This window comes from Cyclobacterium sp. 10D3-21, assembly GCF_055809755.1.
This window is the reverse complement of sequence record NZ_CM147924.1, coordinates 1,005,305-1,022,987: the sequence shown is the minus strand read 5'-3', so window position 1 is coordinate 1,022,987 and position 17,683 is coordinate 1,005,305. Positions and strand designations below refer to the sequence as shown.

Annotated in this window: 10 protein-coding genes; 4 read left to right on the top strand and 6 right to left on the bottom strand. The window is 38.5% G+C overall.

The window, feature by feature from the left end:
- Window positions 1-49: 49 nt before the first annotated feature.
- From AC0L7T_RS04290 to rho, 5 genes are all read right to left on the bottom strand, one after another.
- Complete coding sequence (locus AC0L7T_RS04290; RefSeq protein WP_473341244.1) at window positions 50-2,731, bottom strand: hypothetical protein; 2,682 nt, start codon at window positions 2,729-2,731, stop codon at window positions 50-52.
- 115 nt (window positions 2,732-2,846) lie between these two features.
- Window positions 2,847-2,990: a hypothetical protein gene (locus AC0L7T_RS04285; protein WP_473341242.1), complete on the bottom strand. Its 144-nt coding sequence runs from the start codon at window positions 2,988-2,990 to the stop codon at window positions 2,847-2,849.
- A gap of 46 nt (window positions 2,991-3,036) precedes the next feature.
- On the bottom strand, window positions 3,037-5,166 hold the full coding sequence (recQ, locus tag AC0L7T_RS04280; RefSeq protein ID WP_473341241.1) for a DNA helicase RecQ: 2,130 nt from the start codon (window positions 5,164-5,166) through the stop codon (window positions 3,037-3,039).
- A 354-nt stretch (window positions 5,167-5,520) separates the two neighbouring features.
- The gene (locus tag AC0L7T_RS04275; RefSeq protein ID WP_473341239.1) at window positions 5,521-7,245 is read right to left on the bottom strand and encodes a fibronectin type III domain-containing protein; all 1,725 of its coding nucleotides are present in this window, start codon (window positions 7,243-7,245) and stop codon (window positions 5,521-5,523) included.
- A gap of 246 nt (window positions 7,246-7,491) precedes the next feature.
- Window positions 7,492-9,327: a transcription termination factor Rho gene (gene rho / locus AC0L7T_RS04270; RefSeq protein ID WP_473341238.1), complete on the bottom strand. Its 1,836-nt coding sequence runs from the start codon at window positions 9,325-9,327 to the stop codon at window positions 7,492-7,494.
- 275 nt (window positions 9,328-9,602) lie between these two features.
- On the opposite strand from rho, the gene AC0L7T_RS04265 reads away from it, so the two are divergent.
- Window positions 9,603-10,715: an AI-2E family transporter gene (locus AC0L7T_RS04265; RefSeq protein ID WP_473341237.1), complete on the top strand. Its 1,113-nt coding sequence runs from the start codon at window positions 9,603-9,605 to the stop codon at window positions 10,713-10,715.
- 737 nt (window positions 10,716-11,452) lie between these two features.
- Here the strand turns inward: AC0L7T_RS04265 and AC0L7T_RS04260 are convergent.
- Window positions 11,453-12,415 carry a glycoside hydrolase family 43 protein gene (locus AC0L7T_RS04260; protein ID WP_473341235.1) on the bottom strand — a complete coding sequence of 321 codons (963 nt, stop codon included), beginning with the start codon at window positions 12,413-12,415 and terminating at the stop codon, window positions 11,453-11,455.
- 510 nt (window positions 12,416-12,925) lie between these two features.
- Between AC0L7T_RS04260 and AC0L7T_RS04255 the strand changes: the two genes are divergently transcribed.
- From AC0L7T_RS04255 to AC0L7T_RS04245, 3 genes are read left to right on the top strand one after another with little or no spacing between them, the layout of a single operon-like run.
- The gene (locus tag AC0L7T_RS04255) at window positions 12,926-13,219 is read left to right on the top strand and encodes a carboxypeptidase-like regulatory domain-containing protein (RefSeq protein WP_473341234.1); all 294 of its coding nucleotides are present in this window, start codon (window positions 12,926-12,928) and stop codon (window positions 13,217-13,219) included.
- Entirely contained in the window at window positions 13,216-16,026 is a 2,811-nt protein-coding gene (locus tag AC0L7T_RS04250; protein ID WP_473341233.1) for a SusC/RagA family TonB-linked outer membrane protein, read from the top strand. The genes AC0L7T_RS04255 and AC0L7T_RS04250 overlap by 4 nt, the downstream gene beginning before the upstream one ends.
- 27 nt (window positions 16,027-16,053) lie before the next feature.
- Window positions 16,054-17,559, top strand: a complete 1,506-nt coding sequence (locus tag AC0L7T_RS04245; protein ID WP_473341232.1) for a RagB/SusD family nutrient uptake outer membrane protein — start codon at window positions 16,054-16,056, stop codon at window positions 17,557-17,559.
- The last annotated feature ends 124 nt before the right edge of the window (window positions 17,560-17,683 follow it).

Below are 17,683 nucleotides of genomic sequence, written 5' to 3'. Positions count from 1 at the left end.
CAAATAAACCTAATTTTTTCAGGCAAGGATATAGATCGAACTCAGGTTATTAGGGAATTACACGATAGGTTTTTTGCTGATAGCCAAAGCGACCATCATTGGAAATCGCCTCAATAACCAGTATGTGTTCTCCTGTCACATCCCCATTAAAAAAGTCAACTGAAACTTCACCTTCATTACCAATATTAAGGTTTGCATCCCAATGGATAAGCGATCGTAAATCAGGTTTTTGGTTTTCTTGTACATCGGAACTATTGTATTTCGGCGTATAAAACTCCTTTTCAGGAGAAAAAGCGGGTAAAGTTGTATCGATGCTGCCTAAAGAAGGTTTTTCTGATCCGAATATCCCAATCTTGTCTTTTGTATATACAGATATGATGTGGCCTATGTAGGGGGCATCCAATGGGTTGGTTTCAGGAAACACCGTTAGGTACTGCTTTTTAAAAAATTTAGCATGTTTTATTAGCTCAACGTGTTCAACAATTCCCGGAGGCATATGCGGAACCCAGTCGTATAGGTCTTTTTCAAGCAATTCCCCATCAATTACCAGTAAGGTAGGTTCATCTTTTCCTCCTAAAATGTGTGCCAACATAAATCCATCAGGAAATTGCTCAATCCGTACCTGATCTGAAAAATTGAACAAAAGAATACTATATAAACCATAAGACCATTTTTCTTCTTTTTCACGAATAACATCCCCGGGGATAATTACATCTGGAAGCCCAAATCTTTTGTGGGCAGCTTCCATTTCCGGAGACAAGAGAAAATCTTCAACAACCACTTCCTCTAAGGCATTGAAACCATTGAGCATATTAAAATCCTCTTCAACTTTTATGCGTCTATTGCCCGATTGAATAATCTCCTTTAAATTAGGGGCCAACTCAGGTGATAAGGGCAGGTTTTGAAGGTGAATTTTTGGTGTTTTGATTGAATCTATAGAAAAAGAAAACATTCTTTCTTTCCCAGATCGCTCATTGGCCTTAAGCAAGATTCTCATCCGCTGACCATAGGCATCGTCCAATAAAAAATAGAAATTCCCTAAACTATCAGTGGTTTGTGAATAAATAATCGACTCCTTTCCAAAGGAAGCCAATGTCAAATCCACATTGTCAACAGCTTTTTTTCTTCCTAATAAGGGGGGCAACACCTTACCGCTAAAAGTAAGACCTGGCTGTGGCCTTAAAAAAGTGGCACTCTTTTGTCGGATAGGGTAAATATAATTGCGCCATCCCTGGGTCAACATGAGGGCATCCATATCACTATATCTTTCTAAATTGTCCTCATCGAAATAAAAACCAGGATCCTCAACGACTCCTTTAAGCTCCGAGCTCAAGAGAAAATAGGAGCGGATATTCCCTCCTTTATCTTTCACCCTATGTTTACCATTGACAACCATCACTGAAATATTGCTGCCAGGCACTTTGCTTTTTCTGCCAGAGATTTTGATATCCAATTTAGTTTGTTCTCGTTGCTTATAGCTTTTCTTGTCCATCTCCATTCTGACATCTAATCCCTGTTCACTGCTAGCATTAAAAAACAAGCGTTGCACTACAGGTAAACGATTGTGGTTTTCCACCGTAAAAACAATAATCCCCTCCGGCAATTGATTCACGGGTAACTTTGAAACAAGTTGTCCATTTTTTAATTTCCCCGCTATCAAAAAGTAATCAATGCCTCGGGAACTCGCCTTTATATAGACACTATCTGTCAAGGTATTAGATGCAAGTGCTAACCGTATTGTATTAGTTATTTTAGCCACAGACAATGCGGTACCTTTAGGTAATACTTTGGGCAAGGGATAAATAAGGATCGAGTCTTTAACATTTGGGAAGGTAGCTTTAGCATGATAATTGGCAAAGCTGTCCGCTTTAATGAAAAACGCACCCATACCAAGCGCATTGCTTTTAAAGTCAGTGACTTTATTCCCCATATCATCACAAATAATCCCCTCAACCATGATTCCTTTTCCATCGATTCCAATCGCTTTAAAGGCTACTTTACTACCAAAACCATGAATTAAATGCCCACTTTCAGGAAAAAACTGCACGTCTGGCAAAGCATCATTTACAAAAAATGTCCTACTTATGCGCAGGTTTTCGCCAATATCCAGTGAAAGCGAAACCCAGGGTTGATCCTCAATAAGGTCATATTCAAGAGGGTATTCGCCCTCTCTATTTCTTTTGACAGAGACCGTATCCTTGCCATTACTCCAATCCAGGAATACCTGGATTCCCCTTTCGAGTTCTTCTCCTATTTCCTGGGGTTTTAATAGCCCCTTTAATTTCAAAAATCCATTGTTGTCTTCTATGGTCAAATTGATAACAGGGTCTTTGTCTGGCACACCACTTAGGGACACTACATTTATATGGGAACTAAAAATAAAATCCTCTCCAAAATTAAGGTTCCATTGCGTATAGGCCCGAATCATATAACGTCCCTGAGGGTAGCTGTTTTCCAGCTCCAGAGAACCTTCCCCAATGCCCTTTTGCAATTTCACCAGCTTATGCGAAAGTATTTGACCATCTACCCCAATAAGATCTACATAAAGCAGTCCACTAAGCGAGGAAGGCACATTGCTTTTGGCATCTAAAACTATGGCCTTGAACCAAATGCTTTGATCCGTTGTATAAACCGATGAAGTAAGTTGCAGGTATATTTTTTCAGCAGAGTGTGCACTAGTAGCAGTGTGCTTTTCCTTCTGGGAATAAGCACAAGGAGAAAGGAAGAACAAAAAGTAAACAAATAAAAACAATACAAGATATCTGGAAAGAATTAAAAAATAAGGGCTGCAGTGAAAGGCCAAAGACTTATTGGTTGATTTAAGAAAATGGTTTGTGATCAAAACATTACCTGTTATCGATTATTGCTTCCTTTTCCTGAAGGCATGCCTCCAGCTCAAAATAAAACTCTTCAAAAATTACCCATTTTAATTCTGGTTTCCAAAGCTTTAGAAAAGCCACTTCAACAAAAGCCTCAAACACATCCTTCATAGTGGCGTAATATTAATCCATTTCAGCATGCATTCAAGGAATTCAATTAATTGTCTTTACCTATCTGTGACAAGGCAACTTTAAGTTCGAAATAGCTGTATTTTTCACCGAAATGATCCTTCAAATTTTTGAGTCCAAAACTCTCAAGTTTATTGGCATAGGTTACAATAGTCTGGGTATTTTCCTCATCCAGGAAAGTTTTTTTGTCGATTTTATTTTCCTCAATTAAGCGTACAATATGCCCTTCTATTGTGGTTTTGGCAAGGCTTCGAACTTGTGCTATTTGAAAAATAGTTTTGCCTTCCTTAAATAGTTCAAACGTCTCCTGAACGGAAGCTGATGGAGCCGTTTTTATTTTCCGGACTACGGGAGTTCCTGGGTTTTTTGGGGGAATTATATTATTTTCTTTTATATGGGTTGTTATTTCCTTCAAAAAAGCTTCTCCATACCTTTCTAACTTCAGTTGACCTATTCCGCCAATTCGTATCAATTCCTCTTCATTTTTAGGGTATCGCTGACTTATTTCTACTAGAGTGGCATCAGAAAAAACGATATAAGGAGGTACGTTTTGTTTGTCTGCCAGCTCTTTACGAATCACTCTAAGTTTATCGAAAAGAGTTTCATCCTTTTCAGTGCTTGTCTCTGTCCGTTTAAATACCTCTTCTTCCATGGACAATAAAAATTTCTCCTTCCGTTTTAATTTTTCCCAGCCCGATTCACTTAATTTTAAAATTGGCATTTTAGGATCTTCCTGAATTAGATACCCTTCTGATATAAGCTGAAATCCCAGCCTTTTCCAAAAGTCATCGCTTCTATCCTTTCCTATTCCATATACTGATAATTCTTTTTGGCTTTCTGTTACTTTTGCTGCCTGGGAGCCTCTTAACACTAATATAACATGCCCCAAGCCGAATTGCTGCCCCAAACGAACTACTGCTGAAAGAAGCATTTGAGAAAAAACAGTCATGTCTGACTTATTGTTTTTCTGAAAGCAAACATCACAATTACCACAATCCTGTGGATACTTTTCTCCAAAATAATCTAGCAAATATCGTCGTCTACAGGATTTAGTTTGACAAAACTGAACCATTGTATTCATCTTTGCCTTCATGTGCCTAACATAATCTTCGTTTTCAGCACTTTCTATCATCCTTCTCAAGGTAATACTGTCTCCCAGACTATAAAACAACAAAGCCTCTCCGGGCAATCCATCCCTTCCAGCACGTCCTGTTTCCTGATAGTAACTTTCAATATTTTGAGGCATATTGGTGTGCACCACAAACCGGACATTGGACTTGTCGATCCCCATTCCGAATGCAATCGTGGCAACCATTATTTTAACCTCATCCTTTATAAACTTCTCCTGATTTTCCTGTCTGGTATCTTTACTTAGTCCAGCATGATAAGGCAAGGCTGAAAATCCATTGGCATTTAATTTGGAAGCTGTAGCCTCTACTGACTTTCTAGATAAGCAATAAACTATCCCTGAATCCTTGGATCTCATGTGAAGGAAATCAACTAATTTACCAAATGCGTCTGACCTTAAGGCCACCCTATAAGTGATATTGGGGCGATCAAAGGATGAAATAAACCATTCAGGTTTTTTCAAACCTAGCCTTGCTGCTATATCTTGTCGGGTTTGATTGTCAGCGGTAGCTGTTAATGCCAGAAAGGGTGTGTCTGGAAAAGCTTTTCTTAATGCCCCTAACTTTAGATATTCAGGCCTAAAGTCATGCCCCCACTGGGAGACACAATGCGCCTCATCTACTGCCACAAGGGATAGATTCATTTCTTTTAGGGCATTTACCAATGGGTGGCCACCGGAAAAAAGTCGCTCAGGAGCCACATACAACAATTTTAATTTCCCATTCATGGCCTGATCAGAAACGTGCCTTTGTTCGCTGATGTCCATAGTAGAATTTAAAAAAGCTGCTGTAATGCCGATTTCATTCATCGCATCCACCTGGTCTTTCATCAACGCGATTAACGGGGAGATAACCAGGGTAAGTCCTGGTAAAACCATTGCAGGGACCTGATAACAAACTGATTTACCAGCACCAGTTGGCATCAGCGCAATACAATCTTTCTTTTTAAGAACCTGACTAATAATTGATTCCTGCTGGCCTCTAAAAGAATCGTAGCCATAAAACTTTTTTAATATTTCTATTGGTTGCATGCAGGAGGAATTAACGCGAATAGTAAAGAGAATCCTAAATTTAATACAATTAGATGTCCTTTTCAACTCCCAAACAAAGCAGGCGCTCTAAGCAGGCAGTCCAATTTATTGCATATGAAGCGCCGCTAGTCTTTGACCAAGCAAAAAAAACACTAAGTATTAGCCTCTTAGCCCAGTAAACAGTTTCATTTATATCCTCAGGCTGGATCTATATTTAACCTATTAATTAAAACCCTAAATATTTGATAGCACTTCAAAGTTGAATGATATAAAAAGGAGCTTTCCGATAGGGAAAGCTCCTTTCATTTCAAAAAATCGTAATAAATACAATCATCCAAAAAAATGGGTGACAAACTAAATTTTCATTATTTTGATTCTATAAGCTTCTCCTTCATAGAAAACTTCCAATACGCCTACTCCCTTGGTGGCATTGCTTACCACTGTCATCAACCATTGGTCAAGGGCAATACCAACTTCACCTTCAAAATTTACAGCCGTTGAAGCCTGCAGAAACCTAACGTTAACAGGGCCGGATATACTTCCAGATGCCAATTTGATATTCAAGGAAGATCCGTCAGTTGGGTTTGGATAAGCAGTCCATTGAATTGGATCCTTACTAGAAACTTCTCCAGAAGCCTTGATGGACACTACATCACTTACCATTTGATTTCCATCAAAATCAACTTGTCTGATTCTGTAATAAACAAAACCTTGTAATTCTTTCAATTCCTCGTCTTCAAAAGAGTATTTACTTACAGTATTCGTCCATCCAGAAGCATTGATTTCAGCTATTTTTTCAAAGTTGCCAATACCTCCAATAGACCGCTCTACTTCAAAATGGCTGTTTCCATCTTCCGAAGCTGTTTCCCAAACCAATTGAGAAACATTGTCATTGGTTACATTCACATCAAAAGATTTCCACACGACGGGCAGTGCAAAACAGCCTAAACCATAAAAAGCATTATCACTCAATACAATATGGTATGTGTTTTCCTTGGTTGAATTAGGGTAGTCACAAATAAACATCGCACCATCATTCTCCCCCTTTACGGTAGCTCCCTTACTGGCTGTAAGAGTACTTCCAACCATTATTTCACTATTGTTTTTCATTGTAATGGTACCATTGGTCATGGTCACTTTACCATATACTATCCCTCTCGTATTGTTATTCAATTCTATCAAGGCCCCACCACTTGTCGTAAAATTTGACTCAAAAGTAAACTCTGCATTATCACTCAAAGTCATAGAACCACCAAATCGCATATCTACCTCGCCGATTAAACGGATATTTGAATTGTCTTGCAAAATGATCGATCCACTGTTCCCAGTAGAAGATGTGCCTCCTACCAATAGTGTACTGCTATTGACCAAATTTAAAGAGCCATTCCCGATGAGCATATTTTCTGTAGCCGAAATTTGACCAGAGGTTGTAGCTGAACCGATATTAATCCTCCCTCCTGAAGAAAAATTAAGTTCATTCGTCTGACAATCTCCAAATACATTTAAAGTACTTTTATCTGCCATATTAATTTCATCATTGACTACCAATATCCCTCCTTCTTCTACCGTAATGACAGGACTGTTGTCTCCTATTTCAAAATTTTGAATGGTCATTTTGGCATTGTTAGGAACTACTATTGTAACCTTCCTATCGATATCAAATTTCCCATTAACTACCAACTCCGCACCTTCAGCCAAGGTAATGCTAGGAACTGAACCTCCACCGTTAATGGTGATATCGTTTTCCAAAATTAATTTTCCATTGGGTCCAATTTCAAGGCTATTGAATACTCCACTTCCAAAACCAGATACACTCCCTTTATAAGTTACCTCATGATTTATGACCACTGTAATTGGGCAACCCCAATTTTTAGATACAGGTGGCTGTCCATTACTAACATTGTTCCACTGTGAACAGCTAGTGGAACTTTCCCAGGTATTGTTCTTTCCCCATTCTCCATCTTCTTTACTAGTGAAATCTTGAGAATAGGCAGTTTCAGTAACCAACCCGAAGGCAGTTACCAAGATTAAGATTAAAAAACTGTTTAAAGTGTGGCTAGTATTAAAATGGGCTTTCATAGCTGTTTGTTTTAATTAACAGTATAAAAGTACTTTTTAAACTTGTGCTTTAGGAGGTTTTTCGATTAACCCAGGTTTTTCGAGGTTAAATTGGCAAAAACTGAAGGTGAACGAATTAATTATGCAAAAAACAGTATGTGAAATGTATTTTTAATGATTTAAAAAGCAAAAAACCCGTGTGAAACGGGTTTTTTGCTTTTTGCTATTGGTTCTCTAAAACCTATGTGTTTAGCTGTTAGCCAAATCCTAACTATTCATACTAATTAAAAACTCAGCATTGTCTTTTGTTCCTTTCATTCGTTGAAGCAGGAATTCCATGGCTTCTTGAGAAGTCATGTCTGACATGATTTTTCGAAGGATCCAAACGCGCTGCATTTCTTCTTTGTCCATCAAAAGATCTTCTCTTCTTGTACCAGAACCTGGAACATCTATTGCTGGGTAAATTCTTCGGTTAGAAAGCTTCCTATCAAGAGAAAGTTCCATATTACCAGTACCCTTAAATTCTTCAAAAATCACTTCATCCATTTTAGAACCTGTTTCTACAAGTGCTGTAGCAATGATTGTAAGTGATCCACCGTTCTCAACATTTCTTGCTGCTCCGAAGAAGCGTTTAGGTTTGTGCAAGGCGTTGGCATCCACACCTCCGGACAATATTTTTCCTGAAGAAGGAACTACTGTATTGTGTGCTCTTGCAAGTCGGGTAATAGAGTCAAGTAATATGACTACATCATGCCCACATTCCACCATTCTTTTGGCTTTCTCCAAAACAAGTGCAGCCACTTTAACATGTCTTTCAGCCTGTTCATCAAAAGTAGAAGAGATCACTTCTGCTTTTACTGAACGCGCCATATCTGTTACCTCTTCCGGTCTTTCGTCAATCAAGAGGATCATCAAGTGCACTTCTGGGTGATTTTCAGCAATTGCATTTGCAATTCTTTGTAAAAGCACCGTTTTACCAGTCTTAGGCTGCGCCACAATCATCCCCCTTTGTCCTTTTCCAATAGGAGCAAAAAGATCAACTATACGTGTAGACAAATTATCTTTATTGGTGGTCAATCTCAAACGCTCTTCTGGAAACAATGGCGTAAGGTATTCAAATGGAATTCTATCTCTTATTTCATCTGTAGTCTTTCCATTGACTGTACCTACTTTCAGTAAAGCGAAATATTTCTCACCTTCTTTTGGAGGCCTGATTTGCCCTTGTATACTGTCACCTGTTTTCAGGCCAAAGAGTTTTATCTGTGAAGGTGATACGTAAATATCATCTGGAGAAGCAAGATAATTATAATCTAATGAGCGTAAAAAGCCATATCCATCAGACATGATCTCAAGAACTCCAGAGTTTTCAATAATCCCATCAAAATCTTTGATGGTCACTGAAGGTTTTCGTTTAGGAGAATAAGGTTTCTCTTGAGCAGGTTGTTGATCTTCGATCACCTCTTTTGCAGGTTTTCTCTTTTGAAATTCTTGCTCAGCACTTGGGGAAGTCGCTGCCTCTTGATTTGGCTTAGTCTCTTCTACATCTACTACCGCCCTTCTCCTGGGTCTAAAACTTCTTCCTTTACCATCCTCATCTTTGGAAGGATCGTTAGGTTTTTTGTTAATTGACTTCTCCCTGACTGGTTTATCAACAGCCTCTTCTTTTTTTACTTCAGGCTTTGCAGGTCTATCTTCAGATTTGGATGGCCTATCGTCTTTTTTGGAAGGCCTTTCTTCAGACTTGACAGGCCTTTCTTTTGGTTTATTAACTTTCGAAGGCCTAATGTCTTTTACCTGCTCTTCCTTATTTTCATTCTGAACCTTAGTGACGTTTTGCCTCTTAAACTTTGGCTTTTCTTCACTTAGCGCTTCATTTTCTTTTGTTACAGCAACTGGTGCTTGTATAGCTTGATCCACCTCCACTTCCACTTTTGAAGGTTTTTTTCTAGGTAGGGATTTCTCTGGGGTGATAGCTTGTTGGTCCAAAATGGCATAAACCAAATCTTCTTTCTTTAAAGATTTAAAATTTTTTACCCCCAACTCCTCGGCTATCTCTTTTAATTCAGACAGTAGCCTGATTCTTAATTCTTCTATGTTATACATAAAAAACGCGTGAATGTAATTCTAGACTGTGTAAATGATAAAATGGTATGTATCTTGATAAGTATAAAAAGGTATACAGACAATTCTGAAACTGCCAGGGTGGCAATCTTCTGCTTTTCGATGCTACAATATTACATCAATCACCAGTAATACGCAAATTTTTATGAAATAGTTATTAAAATAGTGAAAACCAAGCATCTCTGGATTAAGAAATGATTTACTGGTTTACTGTTTTACTATTCCTTATTTTTATTGCTCTAATCAATTGCATTGCCATGTCCACAATCAAACTTCATCCCATACAATTTATAGCTTATTCTCTTGTTTCGATTTCGCTATTATTATGGTTAATGAATATCGGGGCATTTATATTTGTCCCTTTGGTTTGGGGTGCTTTTTTTGCCTTTGCATTGTACCCCATTAGCAAGTGGCTAGAGTCCAAATATTTACCCAGATCATTTGCTATTGCTGTCAGTATTCTATTTGTTTCAGTTATAGGGGCTTCTGTCATATATATCCTCATCAATCAAATGGTGCTATTGCTTAGCGACATCCCTGAAATGAACACCCTATTGCATGAAAAAACCAATAAGTATTGGTCAGAATTAGAAACCTATTTCGGTATAAATAATTACCTGGACAAAGAAGAATGGCAATCTATCCAATGGTTTGCTGACGGAAACTTAAATGAAACCCTTTTCAATACTGGCAAATCGATTACCTTAATAGGTATCATCCCCTTGTATATATTTTTACTATTGTACTATAGAGATTTTTTTGTGGCTTTCTTATTAAAAGTTTCTGCTAAAAGAAATGAGTCCATTTTAAAATGGGTGGCAGATGCTGGACGGGTGATTAATGCCTACCTGGTAGGAATGGTAAAAGTCACCTTTTTTGTTGCCTTATTGTCGGGATTGTATTTTTATTTCTTCGGCATAAAGTACTACCTCCTCTTTGCCCTATTTATAGCCATACTTAACCTTATACCTTATATAGGTGTAGCCATTAGCTCTATCTTAGTTATTTTCTACGTTTTCCTTACTTCTGACACAATTCTAGCACCAGTCTTCACATTGGCTGTACTTTGGGCAATTCAGCTCATCGAGAACAATTTGATCACACCCTTAGTTGTAGGAGCAAAAGTTAAAGTAAATGTCTTGGCAGTCCTGCTGGCAGTTCTAGTCGGAGGTGCGGTTTGGGGAATATCCGGCATGGTGCTGTTCATTCCCTTGGTTGGGATTTTAAAAATCACTTTAGACAGGATACCTTCCCTTCAACCTTATGGCTATTTATTGGGAGATGACTTCCCGAAAGTTGATAGTGATCAATCCTTCCTTAAATTCCTTAAAAAAAATTGGGCAAAAAAACAGCCAGACAAGAGCGTTTAAATAAACGCTTTATAACAAACACACGCGCCTACTAAAGGTCCTGTAATGATTGCTCGTTTTTTTTGGACGACTTTTAATTGAAATCAGGTGGTTACAATTTTTTATTAGGACCTGTTGGTAATCTGAATGTTTTAGCTTTATGGGTAGAATTTAGCCTATTCCAGGAAAGCGTTCAAATAGAATCATTGCGCTTTGAAATCAGCCCTTCCTTAAATAAAAGAAACAAGCCTTTAACCCTGGGCCTTATCATGCCTGGCCAATTAACAAGCATTGATGCAAAAAACCTCCTACGTCTCAAATAACTTTTTGGCAAACTAAATTGGATGCGTTTACGAGATGAAATTAAACTCATATTTTAAGGTTTTAAAAGGTGAGAACAATAGTTAGGTTTTTTTTTAACCTACCCTTCTTACTAACTTATTAATAAAGAATAGGTTATCCTAATTTTTAAGCTCATTTCTATTGACGCTTTCTGATTTCCTTTTCAGCAGTCATCGCACTTGCAATCCATGCCACTCGGTGGGTTTTGAATATAATGAATCATAACATGTCTATCAATCACGGTGGTTTTACTCTTCTTTAAAAAAACCTAACCTTACTCAGGCTGGGGCACCAGGTTTTCTTTCTACTTCATGGTATGGGTATCTAAAAAATTGGACATAGAAGAACCAGAATTAGCAGCTATTAAAACTTATATTTTGACCCCATTGTCTCCGACCCCGCAAAAAATTAAAACCCTATTTCATCTTTAAAAGCAATTCATCCAAAAAAGAGCGACCTACTTTAAATACTGTTCCATGTCTGGTACCTTCAGGAAAACTGATTTTTTCTGATACATCCGTCCAGTGCTCTAAATCGGAAGACATCACTGCTCCCATTGTGTGTTCCGTATATTTATCAAAATAAACAATCCATTGGTCACCAATTTTAGTAACTGTGGGGCCTTCTGCCCAATAATCCCCCGTAATGGGCTCTCCTGCTGCTCCATACCCACCTGTAAGAGAATTGCTTTTGGCTATGCGAATATTCTTCTTTGCAGGCTCTCTGGTTTCGTCTTTCACGAATAAATAATAGCTCCCATCGTGCTTTTGAATGGTTCCATCAATCACATTAAAGCCTGGCTCGTAGAACAACTTGGTTTCTGAAAAAGTCTTAAAATCTTTTGTTGTTACATAGTATTGCCTATGATTGTGGGCATTGTCCTCCTGAGATTGTGTCTCGGGATAAAGGCCTGTTATGGTGGTGGACCAATAGATGATGTACAATTCTTCATCAGCATCATAAAACACCTCTGGGGCCCAGGTATTGCGGGCATCCGGTTCATGGTCCATTACCGGTATAAACTGTTGCGCTGACCAGTTGATGAGGTCTTTGGAATAGGCATAACCTATCCCTTTTTCTTTCCAACTGACCGTCCAAACCATGTGAAATAAACCATCTGCACCTTTAATTATACAGGGGTCGCGCATAAGTTTGTCTCCTCCAACTGTGGGAGTAAGTAGAGATGCCCCTCCGTTCAAGGCCTTATAAGCATAGCCATCTGTAGAATAGGCAAGATGCAGTCCATCTTCACCATTTCCTGTGAAGTAAGAAAATAGATACACCTCTTCCTCATTTGTTTTTTGAGCACCTGTATTACAGGCGTAAAATGTAAAGAATAGCATTAATAACACCCATCCTCTAAGCTTTCCAAAATCCATAGCAATAAAATTTACCCTAAGATAACAATACAAAGTTTAGAAATAAAATACTTCATATCACATCATTAAACCAAAAAAACGAAGCACACTACTTTATCCTTTTACTTAATGGAATCGATTTAAGCTTCTAATACAAAAATTCGAGATGCTTATCCGCCTTCAAACCCGAAATATGCAATAGGAAAATTTACAAACAGAATCATATACCAACCTAAATAACTGACTACAAGCTGATATCTTTTATCGAAAAACCCACAATTAACCACCTTTAGATTTAGTTTTTATTAAATCATAAATCAGAATAGAACACCTAAGTATCGAGTTATCACAAAACTATATTACGAATTATTTAATATAAACTTGACTTAAGCAAATTAAATTTGATTGATAACCTATACAGGACAGGACAGGATAGATATCATTAAATTATTTTATATTTTTATTGATAAATACATATAAAATATAGGTTTATTTTCATTTTAAATTTAACTATCATTAAGCCCAAAAATTATGAAAAGAAATTTTATTACAACAAACAAATACCCAATACTGGCATTTGTTTTCTCTCTTTTACTTTTCAGTAGCCAAATAATGGCTCAGGAAAACAGAACGGTTAATGGCTTGATCAAATCACAAGAGGACCAGGAATTGATTCCTGGAGCATCCGTATTGGTCAAAGGAACAACTAGAGGTACTGTCACAGACATTGATGGTAAGTTTAGTTTGGAAGTAAGTAATGGTGAAATTCTGGTTGCGAGTTTTATCGGGTATGAAAAAAAGAGGTCACTATTGAGCCAGGGATGAATACCATAGAAATTTTACTTGGTTATTCATTTTCGGACTTGTCGGAAGTGGTAGTAGTGGGATATGGTACCCAAAGAAAATCCGACCTAACTGGCTCAGTAGGTTCGGTAAACAGTGAAGCCCTCGAGGAGCGGCCTTCAGCCTCCCTAAACCAGGCATTGTCAGGTAGAATTCAAGGGGTAAATGTTTCCGTTAATTCCGGGAGACCTGGAGGAAGAGCCAATATCAGAATTAGAGGCAACACCTCCGTCAGCATCGCCAATGACCCATTGTATGTTATCGATGGGGTAATCATCCATGCTGCAGGCCTGGCCAATGGCAGCACCCCTATTGACTATATAAACCCTAATGATATCGCATCTGTAGAAGTATTGAAGGATGCCTCCGCAACAGCCATTTATGGTGCCAGAGGAGCAAATGGCGTTATTCTGGTAACTACTAAAAGAGGCAACAATTCAGGCGGAATGATCACCTTCGATACGGATGTTAGCGTGGGTGTACTTCCAAAAAAAATCCCATTATTGAATTCTGAAGAATTTCTTATGGTAGAAGACATCGCCTATCAAAATGCCCAAAAATATGACCCTACGGGCTGGGCAAATGGCATCTATACTGACCCCAAATTAAAAAGAACCAATCCATTATTATTTGATGCCAATGGAAATCCTCTTCATGACACAGACTGGCAGGATGAATCTTTCCGCAAAGCAGTCACTCAAAATTACCAATTGGGACTAACGGGAGGCAATGAAAAAGACTCCTATGGCATTTACGTCAACCACAGAAATGAGGAAGGGCTTATGCGAGAATCCTACTTAAAAAGGTATGCTGGTAGGTTCGTGTTTGACAGTCAAATAAAAAAATGGTTAAAAGTAGGAGGCAGTCTTAGCTATACCGATCAGAAAGAAAACCAGGTCGACCCCTTGGGCGCTGGAGGCATTATTGCCATGAGACAGGTATTGGAAGCACTTCCCATTATTCCCGTCAAATACAGCGACGGCAGCTGGGCCGGTAATGAAGATTATCCAGGCATGGAAGGTGGGAACAATCCATTACATGTAGCAAAAGACCGGGTCTATAATGTCAATACCCAAACCATGCTGGGAAACATTTATGCTAATTTTTACCTTACTGAAGGACTGGAGTTCCGCTCCGTACTGGCAAGCAATATAATCAATCAAAGGGTTGATTATTATGGAGGCAGAACCCTTAACTACATTGCCAAAAATCAACGTGGAGATGCTTCAGTTATGAATGACAGATTAAACTCCTGGCAGTTTGAAAATTATTTGACTTACAACAAAGACATCGATGAAAACCAATCAATCAATGCACTTTTGGGAATTTCATGGCAACACGTGGATCGATTTAACAGCACAGCAAGGTCTCAGGATTTTCAGGATGATTACTTTATGTTCAATAACCTAGGTGCCGGAGCCAATGTTTATCAAACCTTGTCCGGAACATCTGCATATGGGTTAAACTCCTATTTTGGTAGGTTTAATTATAACCTAAAGGAAAAATATTTGGTAACCTTTACTGGTAGAATTGATGGATCATCAAAATTCGGTGAAGCCAATAGGTATGCTGTTTTCCCTTCTGCCGCCTTGGCTTGGAGGATTTCAGAAGAGGACTTTCTCTTAGATCATAAAACCATTTCCAACTTAAAACTCAGGGCAAGTTATGGCGTTACAGGAAATTCTGAAATAGCAGCCTACCAGGCTTTGGCAGGAATGGGTAATTATACCGTCATATTTAATGATTCCAGAAGCATAGGATTGGGTGTTAACCGACTTTCAAACCCCGACCTTAGATGGGAAAAAACTTTCCAAACTGATGTAGGATTAGAATTAGGCCTATTAAACAACCGACTTACTTTTGAATTTGACCTATACAGAAAAATAACTGAGGACATGCTCCTTAATGCACCTGTCCCCTCAAGTAGTGGTTACAGCCTTGTAACCAGAAATATTGGAAGTATGGAAAATAAAGGGGTCGAATTTGCCTTAAATTCTGTTAACATGGTAAATAAAGATTTCAAATGGGATACTCATTTTAATTTATCAATAAACAAAAATAAAGTATTGGAATTAACGGGTGGGGCGGATATATTTTCAGGATCTACTGTTATAAGAGAAGGCGAACCAGTAAGTTCATTTTTCGGATTTGTGCACCTAGGAACCTGGGATATAGATGAAGCTGATCTCGCCGCCCAATACCTTAAGTTGCCAGGAGATATTAAGTATGAAGATGTCAATGGCGACGGCGCCATTAATGACAACGATCGGGTCATTATAGGCCAGGGAATCCCCAAGGGATTTGGTACGTTAATGAATACTTTTCAATACAAAAACCTTGAATTGATGGTGGACCTTCAATTTAACTATGGCAATAAAGTATTGTGGCGAAGCAAACACTCTGCGGAAGATCGCCAGGGAATAGCAAACAGTTTCAAAACCGTTTTAAATGCCTGGACACCAGACAATCAAAATACAAATATTGCACAATTGAGACCATTGACTGCAGGATACAATACATTTAACGATTCTGACAGAACCCAAGATGGATCCTTTTTAAGAGGAAGAAATTTACTCCTCGCTTATACTTTTGAACCTACACTGATACAAAAGCTTAAGTTAAGTAGGTTAAGGGCCTATGTTTCCGTTCAAAACTTTTTCCTTAGCACCAAATACCAAGGCTATGACCCTGAGGTATCTACTTCAGGATCTCCATTTGACCAAGGGGTAGACTTGTATGCCTATCCCAAACCAAGGGTATTTATGCTAGGAATAAACATTGCCCTTTAATCAGTTTCACTTGAATATTTGAATGATATGAAAAAGAACATAAAAAACATAAGTCGTGTGATCCTTATCAGTTTGCTGATGATCGCATCCTGGGGATGCAATGAATTCCTCGATGAAACAGACAAATCCAATTTTACGCTAGAAAATTATTTCACCCGTCCAGAACATGCTACCAGTGTAGTAAACTCAATCTATGAAAGCCTCAGACCGGTAATGGAATCTGGATTTGGTGGCGGCCCTTGGATGATGCTTGAATTTGCCACAGGTCTCGCCAATACAGAACTTGGTCAGGCCCAAAACAGCTTATTTGTCAGGAATTTAATTAACAATTCAGACAATGGTTATGGACAAAATTATTGGACAAATTATTATAGAGGAATAGCCAATGCGAATCTGGCGATAGAAAAGATCCCAGAAATAGAAATGGACAATGCCACGCAAAACAAACTCTTGGGAGAAGCCAGGTTTCTCAGGGCTTATTATTACTTCAACCTTATCAGGATCTTTGGTAATATCCCTTTAATTACGACACCAATAGATTTGACCAGTCCTGAATTGTATCCGGAAGCAGCCTCCACTTCAGCAGTATATGACCAAATAGTAGCTGACCTTGAAGTAGCAGAGAATGCCGGCTTGCCCTGGAGAGATACCAGCGGGCGGGTTTCACTAGGAGCAGTCAAGACTTTAATGGCAAGTGTATACCTTACCATGGCCGGCTATCCACTGCAAGCAGGTGATCAATACTATCAATTGGCAGCAGAAAAAGCCAATGATGTCATCCAATCCGGCGTCTATGATCTGTTTACAGATTATGACAAGCTTCACTCAGTGGAAGACAAAAACCAGGGAGAACATATTTTCATGATACAATATGCCGCTTTTACTATCCCTTCGTCCTGGCAGGTATCCATTATTCCCTATAACCGAGGTATTTCTGCATATAGTGCTGAAACAGGTGGGATTTTCTCGAATCAGGAGTTTATAGATGCATTTGAAGAAAATGATAAAAGAGCGAATGAAAAAACCTTTTTCTATACTGAGTACAGTTTAGAGTCTGACAGAAGTACCATCAAAGAATTAGGAGATTATTACATCTGGAAACATTTTGATGAAGAGGCCCAACTGAACACTACCAGTAGCGGATTGAATTGGCCTGTTTTCAGGTATGCTGAGGTATTGCTTATCTATGCAGAAGCCATCAATGAGGTTAATGGCCCAACTGAGGCTGCTTTTGAGGCTGTTAATAAAATTCGTGAAAGAGCTGATTTAGACCCACTTGAAGGCCTGAGCCAACAAGAATTCAGAACGGCTGTATGGAAGGAAAAATGGGTGGAAATGTGCTTCGAAAATAAAACCTGGTTCGACATGGTAAGGCTGCGAAAGGCCTGGAATGTGACTAGCGGAGAATTTGAAGAATACGTAGGACATCAATTCACTTATGGACCCACAATTAAAGAAAGAGAATTACTTTTCCCAATACCTACAGCCGAAATAAGAAACAATGATAAATTAAGCCAAAACCAAGGCTATTAATAGCCTTAGTGGGTTCAACAATCAAGAAACAAAAGGGGTAAAAAGGAAATCAGTCATCCTTTTACCCCTTTTATACATTTTTACTTATATCTATTTGATTAAATGAAGCATTGTTCCAAACAAT